Source organism: Streptomyces sp. NPDC002130, from assembly GCF_040296465.1.
In the GTDB taxonomy this organism is placed as follows: Bacteria; Actinomycetota; Actinomycetes; order Streptomycetales; family Streptomycetaceae; genus Streptomyces.
Window position 1 is genome coordinate 1 of the sequence record NZ_JBEOXI010000251.1, and the last position, 11,424, is coordinate 11,424.

General features: G+C 71.2%; 13 protein-coding genes and 1 pseudogene. 9 read left to right on the top strand and 5 right to left on the bottom strand.

Going from position 1 to position 11,424, the window contains the following annotated elements; all coding sequences use genetic code 11:
- The 6 genes and pseudogenes from ABT116_RS33530 to thpD all read left to right on the top strand — a co-directional run.
- Positions 1 to 280 (top strand): annotated as a pseudogene (locus tag ABT116_RS33530) (alanine--glyoxylate aminotransferase family protein); the annotation flags it as partial.
- A 57-nt stretch (positions 281 to 337) separates the two neighbouring features.
- A complete protein-coding gene (locus ABT116_RS33535; protein ID WP_351641487.1) occupies positions 338 to 874 on the top strand; it encodes a DinB family protein in 537 nt (178 codons plus the stop codon).
- Positions 875 to 1,213: 339 nt separating this feature from the next.
- A complete protein-coding gene (gene ectA, locus ABT116_RS33540; protein WP_104779592.1) occupies positions 1,214 to 1,720 on the top strand; it encodes a diaminobutyrate acetyltransferase in 507 nt (168 codons plus the stop codon).
- Between the two features lie 58 nt (positions 1,721 to 1,778).
- Entirely contained in the window at positions 1,779 to 3,050 is a 1,272-nt protein-coding gene (gene ectB / locus ABT116_RS33545) for a diaminobutyrate--2-oxoglutarate transaminase (protein WP_351641494.1), read from the top strand.
- A gap of 44 nt (positions 3,051 to 3,094) precedes the next feature.
- Positions 3,095 to 3,493 carry an ectoine synthase gene (locus ABT116_RS33550; protein ID WP_031142802.1) on the top strand — a complete coding sequence of 133 codons (399 nt, stop codon included), beginning with the start codon at positions 3,095 to 3,097 and terminating at the stop codon, positions 3,491 to 3,493.
- Positions 3,494 to 3,500: 7 nt separating this feature from the next.
- On the top strand, positions 3,501 to 4,409 hold the full coding sequence (thpD, locus tag ABT116_RS33555; protein ID WP_351641505.1) for an ectoine hydroxylase: 909 nt from the start codon (positions 3,501 to 3,503) through the stop codon (positions 4,407 to 4,409).
- A gap of 85 nt (positions 4,410 to 4,494) precedes the next feature.
- Here thpD and ABT116_RS33560 read toward each other — a convergent pair whose 3' ends face one another.
- The 5 genes from ABT116_RS33560 to ABT116_RS33580 all read right to left on the bottom strand — a co-directional run bounded on the left by ABT116_RS33560 (position 4,495) and on the right by ABT116_RS33580 (position 9,211).
- Positions 4,495 to 5,547, bottom strand: a complete 1,053-nt coding sequence (locus tag ABT116_RS33560) for an aminotransferase class V-fold PLP-dependent enzyme (protein ID WP_351641511.1) — start codon at positions 5,545 to 5,547, stop codon at positions 4,495 to 4,497.
- A gap of 96 nt (positions 5,548 to 5,643) precedes the next feature.
- Positions 5,644 to 6,360: a DsbA family oxidoreductase gene (locus ABT116_RS33565; RefSeq protein ID WP_351641515.1), complete on the bottom strand. Its 717-nt coding sequence runs from the start codon at positions 6,358 to 6,360 to the stop codon at positions 5,644 to 5,646.
- A 73-nt stretch (positions 6,361 to 6,433) separates the two neighbouring features.
- Positions 6,434 to 6,928 carry a GNAT family N-acetyltransferase gene (locus ABT116_RS33570; RefSeq protein ID WP_351641519.1) on the bottom strand — a complete coding sequence of 165 codons (495 nt, stop codon included), beginning with the start codon at positions 6,926 to 6,928 and terminating at the stop codon, positions 6,434 to 6,436.
- A 45-nt stretch (positions 6,929 to 6,973) separates the two neighbouring features.
- Positions 6,974 to 7,582: a DUF1349 domain-containing protein gene (locus ABT116_RS33575; protein ID WP_351641525.1), complete on the bottom strand. Its 609-nt coding sequence runs from the start codon at positions 7,580 to 7,582 to the stop codon at positions 6,974 to 6,976.
- A gap of 99 nt (positions 7,583 to 7,681) precedes the next feature.
- Positions 7,682 to 9,211, bottom strand: coding sequence for an aldehyde dehydrogenase (NADP(+)) (locus ABT116_RS33580; protein WP_351641530.1), 1,530 nt, complete (start codon positions 9,209 to 9,211; stop codon positions 7,682 to 7,684).
- A gap of 132 nt (positions 9,212 to 9,343) precedes the next feature.
- On the opposite strand from ABT116_RS33580, the gene ABT116_RS33585 reads away from it, so the two are divergent.
- From ABT116_RS33585 to ABT116_RS33595, 3 genes are all read left to right on the top strand, one after another.
- The gene (locus ABT116_RS33585) at positions 9,344 to 10,117 is read left to right on the top strand and encodes an IclR family transcriptional regulator (RefSeq protein ID WP_031109054.1); all 774 of its coding nucleotides are present in this window, start codon (positions 9,344 to 9,346) and stop codon (positions 10,115 to 10,117) included.
- A gap of 3 nt (positions 10,118 to 10,120) precedes the next feature.
- Positions 10,121 to 10,594: a GNAT family N-acetyltransferase gene (locus tag ABT116_RS33590; protein WP_351641536.1), complete on the top strand. Its 474-nt coding sequence runs from the start codon at positions 10,121 to 10,123 to the stop codon at positions 10,592 to 10,594.
- Positions 10,595 to 10,683: 89 nt separating this feature from the next.
- Positions 10,684 to 11,424: hypothetical protein (locus tag ABT116_RS33595; protein ID WP_351641541.1), on the top strand; the 741-nt coding region annotated here is incomplete at its 3' end.

Here is an 11,424-nt window from a genome sequence, read left to right on the forward strand (position 1 = left end):
GCGGGACGCTGCGCCCGTCGCCACGACGCTGCGGGCGCCGTCCCAGGTGGTGGCGTCGGAACTGGTCCGGCGGGCGCTGGAGGCGGATCCGGCGGTGCCGCTCGCCGCCGGCGGGGGTGCACTGGCCAAGGAGATGATCCGGGTCAACCACTACGGCGCGGACGCGACGCCGGGTGCGGTGCGGGCGAGCCTGGCGGCCTTGGGCGCGGCCCTCTCCGAGCAGGGGCTGCCGGTGGATGTGGAGGGCGCGCTGCGGGCCGCCGAGGGGGCGTGGCGGTAGTCCTCGGCAGCGACGCGCCGGGGCACCGTTGTCGGTGCCCCGTGCCATGCTCCCCGTATGACCGCCGACACATCCCCTGACACCCCGGCCCTCCCGGACGGCCGCCCCGTCCCCCGCCTCACGGGCGACGAGCGGGCCATGCTCGAGAGCTGGCTGGACTTCCACCGCGCCACGCTGGAGCTGAAGTGCGCGGGGCTGGACGACGCGCAGGTGCGGATCGCCGCGGCCGAGCCGTCGTCGCTGACCCTGCTCGGTCTGGTGCAGCACCTCGCCGAGGTCGAGCGGAACTGGTTCCAGCGGGTGGCCTGCGGGCTCGACGTGCCGCCGCTGTTCGAGGACGCGACCGGCTACGCGCTGGATCCGGCGCGAGGGCTCAACGAGGCGCTCGGGATCTGGCGGCGGGAGATCGCGCGAGGGCGGGAGCTGTGCGCCCGGCTGCCGCTGGACCACATCGGGCGGGTGGCCGAGGGGCCGGTGCCCGGGATGGAGGTCAGCCTGCGTTGGGTGCTCATCCACATGGTCGAGGAGTACGCACGGCACAACGGTCACGCCGATCTCCTGCGGGAACGCATCGACGGAGTGACCGGGGCCTGAATTGCACGTGCATTCCGCGAGATCCCACATGTAAGCTGGCACACAATTAAGAATTCCCTCAAGAAAAGCTTCCCAGATTCTTCTGCCCGCTTTTCCCAGTCCTAAACGCGCAGATTTTGAGGACACTCGGAGGGGAAATTCTGGCAGGTTTCGCGCGGCTTACATGGTTGTGACGCGTTACACACCGTGACCGCTTCGCCCGGTATTATCCGGGCATTATCGGGCATTCCATCACCCCGGTACATGATCCCTCGCGCTCGCGTGATAACACAGACGAGGTCCATATGTAACCCCGATCGGCGATGCAATTTTGAATTTCGCTGGGTAAGTTCAATTTGCATGACCGCCGTACAAGCAGATCCGCAAATCGACCGCCCCACCGTGGCCGACGGAGCCGCACTCTGGCGGATGGCGAAGGACTCGAAGGTTCTCGACCTGAACTCGTCCTACAGCTATCTGCTGTGGTGCCGGGACTTCGCCGCCACCTCGGCCGTCGCCCGTGACGAGCAGGGCGAGCCGATGGGTTTCATCACCGGGTACGTGCGGCCGGACAGCCCGCGCACCCTGCTGGTCTGGCAGGTGGCCGTGGACGAGGCCCACCGCGGGCGCGGTCTGGCCGCCGCGCTGCTCGACGGCCTGGTCGCGCGGACCGTGGCCGACCTCGGGGTGACGACGGTGGAGACCACCATCACCCCGGGCAACACCGCCTCGGAGCGCCTGTTCACGTCGTTCGCCGAGCGTCACGGCGCGCGGCTGGAGCGCGAGGTGCTGTTCGACACTGCCGTGTTCCCCGACGGGCCGCACGACCCCGAGGTGCTCTACCGCATCGGCCCGCTGCCCCACTGAGACTTCCCGCCCCACCCCACACCCGCAGACTTCCCCACGCACCGAGGAGCGATTCTTCGTGACCATCACCCAGCCCGACCTGAGTGTCTTCGAGACCGTCGAGTCCGAGGTACGCAGCTACTGCCGCGGCTGGCCCACCGTCTTCGACCGTGCGGTGGGCAGCCGCATGTACGACGAGGACGGCCATGAGTACCTCGACTTCTTCGCCGGAGCCGGGTCACTGAACTACGGGCACAACAACCCGGTCCTGAAACGCGCGCTGATCGACTACCTGGAGCGCGACGGCGTCACGCACGGGCTCGACATGTCGACCACGGCCAAGCGCACGTTCCTGGAGGCCTTCCAGAACCTGCTGCTGCGCCCGCGCGACCTGCCGTACAAGGTCATGTTCCCCGGCCCGACCGGCACCAACGCCGTGGAGGCCGCGCTGAAGCTGGCGCGGAAGGTGAAGGGGCGCGAGTCGATCGTGTCGTTCACCAACGCCTTCCACGGCATGTCGCTGGGCTCGCTGGCCGTGACCGGCAACGCCTTCAAGCGGGCCGGCGCCGGTATCCCGCTGGTGCACGGCACGCCCATGCCGTTCGACAACTACTTCGACGGCACGGTCGAGGACTTCCTGTGGTTCGAGCGGCTGCTGGAGGACCAGGGCTCGGGCCTCAACAAGCCCGCCGCCGTGATCGTCGAGACCGTGCAGGGCGAGGGCGGCATCAACGTGGCCCGGCCCGAGTGGCTGCGCGCCCTGTCCGAGCTGTGCGAGCGGCAGGACATGCTGCTGATCGTCGACGACATCCAGATGGGCTGCGGCCGTACCGGCGCGTTCTTCTCCTTCGAGGAGGCGGGCATCACGCCGGACATCGTCACCGTCTCGAAGTCGATCAGCGGCTACGGCCTGCCCATGTCGCTGTGCCTGTTCAAGCCCGAGCTCGACGTCTGGGAGCCCGGCGAGCACAACGGCACCTTCCGCGGCAACAACCCCGCGTTCGTCACGGCCACCGCGACCCTGGAGACCTACTGGGCCGACGGTTCCGCGATGGAGAAGCAGACCCGCAAGCGCGGCGAGCAGGTCGAGCAGGCGCTGATCTCCATCACCGAGGAGAACCTGGCCGACGTGAAGGAGTACCGGGGCCGCGGCCTGGTGTGGGGCATGGAGTTCCACGACAAGGCCCGCGCCGGCAAGGTCGCCAAGCGCGCCTTCGAGCTCGGACTGCTCATCGAGACGTCCGGCCCGGAGAGCGAGGTCGTCAAGCTGCTCCCGGCGCTCACCATCACGCCGGAGGAGCTGGACGAGGGCCTGAGCACGCTGGCCCGTGCCGTCCGAGAGACCGCCTGACACCGAACCGAGAGCACCACCCATCTAGGAGGCATCGCAGCACCGTGATTGTCCGTTCGTTCAAGGAGATCGAAGGTACCGACCGGCACGTGAAGGCGGCGTCCGGTACGTGGGAGAGCAAACGCATCGTCCTCGCCAAGGAGAAGGTCGGCTTCTCCCTGCACGAGACGGTCCTGTACGCGGGTACGGAGACGTCGATGTGGTACGCGAACCACATCGAGGCCGTCGTCTGCGTGGAGGGCGAGGCCGAGCTGACCGACCACGAGACCGGGCAGAAGCACACCATCACGCCCGGCACCATGTACCTCCTGGACGGGCACGAGAGGCACACGCTGCGGGTCAAGCAGGACTTCCGCTGCCTCTGCGTGTTCAACCCGCCCGTGACCGGACGGGAGGACCACGACGAGAACGGCGTCTACCCGCTGCTCACCGAGGAGGTGTGACGTTTCCATGACCGCCACCACCGACACCACCACCGGTATCCCGGACCTCTATCCCAGTCGCGGTGCCGTCGAGGCGCTGACCCCGCGTCAGGACCCGGTCGTCTGGGGCGCACCCGACGCCCCGGGCCCGGTCGCCCCGGCCGACCTGCTGTCCTTCGAGCGCGACGGCTTCCTGGCCATCGACGAGCTCATCACCGAGGACGAGGTCGCCGTCTACCGGAACGAGCTGAACCGGCTGGTGAACGACCCGGACATGCGTGCCGACGAGCGGTCGATCGTCGAGCCGAAGTCCAAGGAGATCCGCACGGTCTTCGAGGTGCACAAGATCTCCGAGGTGTTCGCCCGGCTGGTCCGCGACGAGCGGGTCGTCGGACGGGCGCGGCAGATCCTCGGCTCGGACGTGTACGTCCACCAGTCGCGGATCAACGTCAAGCCGGGGTTCGGCGCCAGTGGCTTCTACTGGCACTCGGACTTCGAGACGTGGCACGCCGAGGACGGGCTGCCGCGGATGCGCACGGTGTCGGTCTCGATCGCGCTGACCGAGAACTACGACACCAACGGCGGACTCATGATCATGCCGGGGTCGCACAAGACGTTCCTCGGGTGTGCGGGTGAGACGCCGAAGGACAACTACAAGAAGTCGCTGCAGATGCAGGACGCGGGCACGCCGTCCGACGAGGCGCTGACCCAGATGGCCACCCGGCACGGCATCAAGCTGTTCACGGGCAAGGCCGGTTCGGCGACCTGGTTCGACTGCAACGCCATGCACGGTTCCGGCGACAACATCACGCCGTTCCCGCGCAGCAACGTCTTCATCGTGTTCAACAGCGTGGAGAACACGGCGGTGGAGCCGTTCGCGGCCCCGGTGCGACGGCCGGAGTTCATCGGGGCGCGGGACTTCACGCCGGTGAAGTGACCGCCGGTCGGCGGTGAGACGACCGTGTGACAGAGCTGCCGGGTGGGGCCTCCTCGTGTGGGACGGGAGGCCCCGCCCGGTTCTGTCATGCCGCGAGCACCTCGAGGAGCCGGTCCACATCCGCGGGCGTGTTGTAGAGGTGGAACGCGGCCCGCAGGTTCCCGGCCCGGTCGGACACCTCGATGCCCTTGCGGCTCAGTTCGTCCTGCCGGTGGCCGAGTCCCGGCACCGACACGATCGCCGAGCCGGGCGCGGCGACCGGCTCGTGACCCAGCTCCGCGAGCCCGGCACGGAAGCGGTCCGCGAGGCCGACGTCATGGGCGTGCACGACGTCGACGCCGATCTCCTCCAGCAGTTCCAGGGACGCGCGCAGTCCCGCGTAGGTGAAGAGGGCGGGGCTGACGTCGAACCGCCGCGCCGAGTGGGCGAGTTCCTCGACGGGGCCGTAGCAGCTTTCCCAGGGGCGTTCCCCGGCGACCCAGCCGGCGAGCAGCGGTGTGAGCCCGCCGAAGTCCCGCGGGGCGACGAAGAACGCGGCCCCGTGCGGGCCCATGAGCCACTTGAATCCGACGGCGGCGAGGAAGTCGTCGGCGTCGGCCTCCATCGGCAGCCAGCCGGCCGACTGGGAGGCGTCGACGTAGGTGCGGGCACCGTGCGCCCGGGCCGCCTCGCGAACCGCGGGCAGGTCGGCGAGACGGCCGTCGGCGGACTGGGCGGCGCTGACCGCGACGAGCGCGGTGCCGGGACGGACGGACTCGGCGATCCGCTCCAGGGGGACGGCGCGCACCTTGAGGTCGCCGCGCGCGTGGAACGGGTTCACCAGGGAGGAGAAGTCGGCCTCCGCCGTGAGGACTTCGGCACCGGCGGGCAGCGAGGCGGCGATCAGCCCGCCGTACTCGGCGACCGAGGCACCGGTCGCGACCCGCTCGGCCGGAACGCCGGCCAGCCGGGCGAAGGACGCGCGGGCGGCCTCCACGTCCTCGTACAGGGGACCCAGGGGCCTGCCCTCGGCCCGCATCCGCACCGCCTGCTGCACGGCGCCGACGGTACGGGCGGGCAGGAGCCCGTTGCTCGCGGTGTTGAGGTAGGTGTGCTTCGGGGTGAACTCGGCACGGACGAGGTTCTCGAAGGTCTCCATGGGACCACTCTGCGTCCCCGGGATCCCCCCGTCCATTGCCGATATCTGCGTGATGCCGCTAAGAAGCGCTTATGGATGCGCTCCGAGCTGGGCGTTTCAGTGCTGGGGCACGGCACAGCCGTCCGGGCCGCAGGCGTCCGCGCCCTCGCCGCCGTCGACGATCTTCAGGGGCGCGTGCTCGCCGTACGCCTGGGTCAGGGCCTGGGCGAAGACCTCGGCGGGCTGGGCGCCGGAGACGCCGTACTTGCGGTCGAGCACGAAGAACGGCACGCCGTTCGCCCCGAGCTGCGCGGCCTCGCGCTCGTCGGCACGGACCTCGTCGGCGTACGCGTCCGGGTCGGCGAGCACCGCGCGCACGGCCTCCGCGTCCAGGCCGGCGGCCTCGGCGAGCTCCACCAGCCGCTCGTCGTCGTTGAAGACGGAGCGCTCCTCGGCGAAGTTGGCCCGGTAGAGCCGGTCGAGCAGCTGCTCCTGGCGGCCCTGCTCCTTGGCGAGGTGCAGCAGGCGGTGCATGTCGAAGGTGCTGCCGTGGTCGCGGCCGCGGGTGCGGTAGTCGAGGCCTTCGGCGGCGGCCTGGGCCCCGAGGTTGTCCTCCCCGGCCTCGGCCTGCGCGGCGCTCATCCCGTACTTCTTGGTGAGCATCGTGATCACGGGCTGGATGTCGTCCTTGGCGCGGCCCGGGTCCAGCTCGAAGGAGCGGTGCACCACCTCGACGTCGTCGCGGTGCGGGAAGTCCCGCAGCGCCTTCTCGAAGCGGGCCTTGCCCACGTAGCACCAGGGGCAGGCGATGTCGCTCCAGATCTCGACGCGCATGTCTCGGCTCTCTCCAGGTCGTACGGTACGGAGACTCCCTCCGCCGGATGGATGAACGTTCAAGCAGCGTGGTTCATTCCCCGGGCAGGACGAACCGCATCCGCAGATGGTGAGCCCCCGGCTCGACCGGTTCCGGGACCCACCCCTGCCGCCGGTAGAACCCCTGGGCCCGCAGGTTGCCGACGTGCACGTCGAGCACGGCCGTACGTCTGCCGTCGGCCCGCCACTCCTCCACACAGGCCGCGTGCAGCGCGCTGCCGACTCCATGGCGCCAGTGGCCGGGCTCGACATGGAACTGGAAGAGCTTCACCGTGTCCGCCGGGGCGCCCTCGGGGGTGCGGAAGGAGGCCAGGCCGACGATGCGGCCCGCCTCCACGACGCACAGCACACGGCCGTCCGGCCGGGTGAGGGCACTGCGCCAGGAGGCGGACCAGTCGGTGCCGTCCTGCGGCAGCCCGTCGGGGTAGTACGTGGCCCGCGCCCGGGCGTGCAGCGCGACGACGTCCGCCACCTCGGCGGGCAGGGCGGTGCGGATCACACGGTCGGGGATCACTCGGTCGTTGATCATGCAACGGAGGACGGGACCGGCCGGGCCGCGGTTCCCGGCCCGACCTCAGCTGCCGTCGCGCAGATCGTCCGGCCAGGACGGCCGGAACTCGATGTGGTCGTACGTCACCACGCAGCCCTCCCCCATCGGGGACTGGGCCATGAAGCCGACCAGGGCCGCGCCCGTCTCCTTCTCTCCGGCGAGGGTGAAGAGGCGGACGAACGTCCAGCGTTCGCCGTCGCGGGAGGCGTGGAAGGCGAAGGCGCGGCCGGTCCTGCTCACCCGGAGCCAGACGGAACTGCCGTCCACCGTGAAGGAGTTGGCGTCGTCGGAGTGGCCCCGGGTGACCACCGTGCAGACGGTGGGGACGTCCGGGGAGTACTCCAGACAGAGCTTGGCCCAGGCCCGCTCCCCCACGTGGACGTAGAGCACCCCGGCGTCGAAGGCCGCGCCGAACCCGACGGTGACCTTGGCGATCAGCTGGAAGTCGCCCTCCGGCGCCCCGAGCAGCCGGGGCGCGTCGGAAGCGGGGTCCAGCCCCTCACCGGTGGGCGGCACGAACCGGTCCTGCCGCGCCCCGGCCCACCCGGTGAGCACGCCGTCCTCGTAGGACCAGTGACCGTCGGGCCCGTACGTACGCAGGCCGAAGGGGAGTTCGGGAAATTCCAGATCCATTCAGCCCACTCTTCCAGCTCCGCCCTCAAGGGGCGCGGGGAACTGCGCGATCAACCACAACGGACCGCAAGCCGACAGTCCACCGCACCCCTACGGCGATCAGCGCTCCAAACGCCCGTTGAACCGCCGCGGCAGCCCCAGCGGGTTCTCGTCCCGCAACTCGGCGGGCAGCAGCGCGGACGGCGCGTTCTGATAGGCAACAGGCCGCATCCACCGCTCGATCGCCGTCCCGCCCACCGACGTGGACGTCGACGTCGTCGCCGGGTACGGCCCACCGTGGTGCTGAGCCGCCGCGACGGCGACCCCCGTCGGCCAGCCGTTCACCAGCACGCGCCCCGCCAGCGGCGTCAGCTCCGCGAGGATCTCCGCGCCACGGCCCTGGCCCGCCGCCTCCTCCTCGGACAGCTGCACCGTCGCCGTGAGGTTGCCGGGCAGCCGCGACAGCACCGCCTTCACCTCGGTCTCGTCCTCGTAGCGGGCCACCACGGTGACCGGCCCGAAGCACTCCTCCAGGAGCAGGTCGTGCTCGCCCTCGGCGGCCAGCCTGCTGGCCGGCACCGTGAGGAAGCCCGCGCTGACGGTGTGCTCGCCGCCCGCGCCGGGGGTGACCGGGGAGTCGACGTCGGGCAGCCCCGCCCGCTCGGCGACGCCGGCGACGAAGTTGTCGCGCATGCGGTGGTCGAGCAGGACACCGGCGTCGGTGTCGCTGACGGCGTCGGTCAGGGACTTCAGCAGGGCGTCGCCCGCGGAGCCGGCCGGCGCGAGGACGAGGCCCGGCTTCACACAGAACTGGCCGACGCCCAGCGTCATGGAACCGGCGAGACCGGCGCCGATCGCCTCGGCCCGCTCGGCGGCCGCTGCCTCGGTGACGACGACCGGGTTCAGGGAGCCCAGCTCGCCGTGGAAGGGGATCGGGACCGGACGGGCCGCCGCCGCGTCGAACAGCGCCCGGCCACCGCGCACGGAACCGGTGAAGCCGGCCGCCGCGACCAGCGGGTGCTTGATCAGCTCGACGCCCGCCTCGAAGCCGTGGACCAGGCCCACGACGCCCTCGGGGATGTCGTGCCGGGCGGCGGCGCGGCGCAGCACCTTGGCGACGTACTCGGACAGCGCCGGGTGGTCGGGGTGGGACTTGACGACGACCGGGCAGCCGGCCGCGAGGGCGCTCGCGGTGTCGCCGCCCGCGACGGAGAAGGCGAAGGGGAAGTTCGACGCCGAGTAGACGGCGACGACGCCCAGCGCCACCTTGTAGCGGCGCAGGTCCGGGATCGGCGGCGTCGCGGTGTCGTCGGGGTGGTTGATGACGACGTCGAGGAAGGCGCCCTCGTCGACGATGTCCGCGAAGGCCCGCAGCTGGTAGCAGGTGCGGGCGAGCTCGCCGGTCAGCCGGACCGGGCCGAGCGCGGTCTCGGCGTCGGCGGTCTCGACGAGAGAGTCCTTGGCCGCCTGGAGCTCGTCCGCGGCGGTGCGCAGGAAGGCCGCGCGGACGGTGCGGTCGGTCAGGGCGCCGCGGGCCTCGTGCGCGGCACGGACGGCGGCGTCCACCTCCTGGGCTGTGGCCTCCACCGCAACCTGTTCACGCTGCTTCCCGGTTCGGGGGTCGACACTCCAGACTGGTGCTGCTGCCACCGCGGGTCCCTCCACACATGTAATGCCGCAGTACGGGGTCATCCACCAGGGGCGTTCGATATACTGAACGCTGTCTCTGATGATGAATATGCTGTGGAGACTATTTCCCGTCCAACGAAGGGGTCAAGGGCGATGTCGGCTGGCGAGACGGGCGGCGGGGCGCAGGTCAAGTCCGCGGTGCGAACGGTTGAACTGCTCGAATACTTCGCCGGACGCCCCGGCATGCACTCCCTCGCGGCGGTCCAGGAGGCCGTCGGATATCCCAAGTCCAGCCTCTACATGCTGTTGCGCACCCTGGTCGAGCTGGGCTGGGTGGAGACCGACGCGACGGGCACGCGGTACGGCATCGGGGTGCGGGCCCTGCTGGTCGGCACGTCGTACATCGACGGTGACGAGGTCGTCGCCGCGGCCCGCCCGACGCTGGACCGGCTCTCGGACGACACGACCGAGACGATCCACCTCGCCCGCCTCGACGGCACCAACGTCGTCTACCTGGCCACCCGCCAGTCGCAGCACTACCTGCGCCCCTTCACCCGGGTCGGCCGCCGGCTGCCCGCGCACTCCACGTCCCTCGGCAAGGCGCTGCTGAGCACGTACTCGGACGAGCAGGTGCGCAAGATGCTCCCGGAGACGCTGCCGGCGCTGACCGAGCACACGATCACCGACCGGGAGAAGCTCATCGAGGAGCTGCGCCAGGTGCGGGAGCAGGGCTTCGCCGTGGACCGCGAGGAGAACACCCTGGGGCTGCGCTGCTTCGGCGTCGCGATCCCCTACCGCACGCCGGCGCGGGACGCGATCAGCTGCTCGGTGCCGGTGGCGCGGCTGACCCCGGCGCACGAGCAGCTGGTGAAGGACGCGCTCTTCGACGCCCGGGACCGGCTGACACTGGCCACCCGTAGGCTCTGAGGCATGAACGTCGAGCTGCGCCAGGTCCACGACAGCGATCTGCCGGTCTTCTTCCGGCAGATGAACGACCCCGAGTCCCTGAGCATGGCGGCCTTCACCCCGGAGGATCCGGCCGACCGGGCCGCCTTCGACACCCGCTGGTCCCGGATGCGCTCCTCGCCCGACGTCGTCGTCCGTACGGTCCTGGCCGACGGGGACGTGGTCGGCAGCGCGGGGGTGTACGGGGTGCCGGGTGAGCGCGAGGTGACGTACTGGATCGACCGCGCGTACTGGGGCAAGGGCATCGCCACGCAGGCCCTGCGGGCGCTGCTCTCCGAGGTGCCCGAGCGCCCGCTGTACGCGCGGGCGGCGTCGGACAACGCGGGGTCGCTGCGCGTGCTGGAGAAGTGCGGGTTCCGCGTGGTGGCGGCGGCCCGGGGGTACGCCCCCGCCCGCGGCGCCGAGATAGACGAGACGGTGCTCCTCCTGGAGGGCTGAGCGGGCCTCCCGCCTCTCCCCCGCCCGGCGGAGGCGGATCGTCGCCGGGCAGGAGGCGCCCGCGGCCCCTCCCGCGGGAGCCTGACCGCATGACCCCGTCGATCGCTCCCCTCGCCGCTCCACACCCAGCCGGTCCCGGCCGCACCCGGCGCGTCCTGCGTGCCGTGGCCGTCGTCTCCTGCGTGCCGTACCTCACCCTCAAAGCGGCCTGGATCGCCGGGAGTCACATCGGAATACCCGCGGGCAGCGCGCTGCTCGACGACCGTCTCGCCATGGCCGTGATCAACGGTCTCTCGGTCCTGGTGGACAGCGGAGTGATCGTGCTGGCCCTGGTGCTGACCCGGCCGTGGGGGCTGCGGGTGCCCGCGTGGCTGCTCGCGTTCCCCGTGTGGGTCGCGACCGGGCTGCTCGCGCCGATCATGGCCGGGTTCCCGGCACAGCTGGTGGTGAAGGCGTTCGGCGGCGGGGCCCCGTCCGCCGGCCGGGAGGCGTTCCTGGACGAGTGGGTGTTCGCCGTCGTGTACACGGGGTTCATCGCGCAGGGCATCGCCCTCGGCGGACTCTTCGCGCTCTACGCCCGGGACCGTTGGGGGCACCTGTGGCGCGGGCGGGTGCGGGAACTGCCCGCCGGTGCCGTCGGCCCGGCCCACCGGGCCCTCGCCGTCGCCGCCGCCGTGCTCGCCCTGCCGCCGCTCACGCTCCACGCCCTGTGGGCCTGCGGCGTATCCGCCGGCCTGCGCGACGGGCGGGCGGCGGAGCGGGGCGGGGAGTTCTACGTCCTGGATCCGGCGACGGTGGCCCTCACGGCGGCGGGCGCGGCCTACACGGTC

Bases quoted from the DNA above. Each gene is read 5' to 3' on its own strand.
- ABT116_RS33535 (WP_351641487.1), top strand. From the start codon at position 338: ATGACCGCCGACACATCCCCTGACACCCCGGCCCTCCCGGACGGCCGC.
- ABT116_RS33575 (WP_351641525.1), bottom strand. From the start codon at position 7,582: ATGGATCTGGAATTTCCCGAACTCCCCTTCGGCCTGCGTACGTACGGG.
- ABT116_RS33565 (WP_351641515.1), bottom strand. From the start codon at position 6,360: ATGCGCGTCGAGATCTGGAGCGACATCGCCTGCCCCTGGTGCTACGTG.
- thpD (WP_351641505.1), top strand. From the start codon at position 3,501: ATGACCGCCACCACCGACACCACCACCGGTATCCCGGACCTCTATCCC.
- ectA (WP_104779592.1), top strand. From the start codon at position 1,214: ATGACCGCCGTACAAGCAGATCCGCAAATCGACCGCCCCACCGTGGCC.
- ABT116_RS33585 (WP_031109054.1), top strand. From the start codon at position 9,344: ATGTCGGCTGGCGAGACGGGCGGCGGGGCGCAGGTCAAGTCCGCGGTG.
- ABT116_RS33590 (WP_351641536.1), top strand. From the start codon at position 10,121: ATGAACGTCGAGCTGCGCCAGGTCCACGACAGCGATCTGCCGGTCTTC.
- ABT116_RS33570 (WP_351641519.1), bottom strand. From the start codon at position 6,928: ATGATCAACGACCGAGTGATCCCCGACCGTGTGATCCGCACCGCCCTG.
- ABT116_RS33560 (WP_351641511.1), bottom strand. From the start codon at position 5,547: ATGGAGACCTTCGAGAACCTCGTCCGTGCCGAGTTCACCCCGAAGCAC.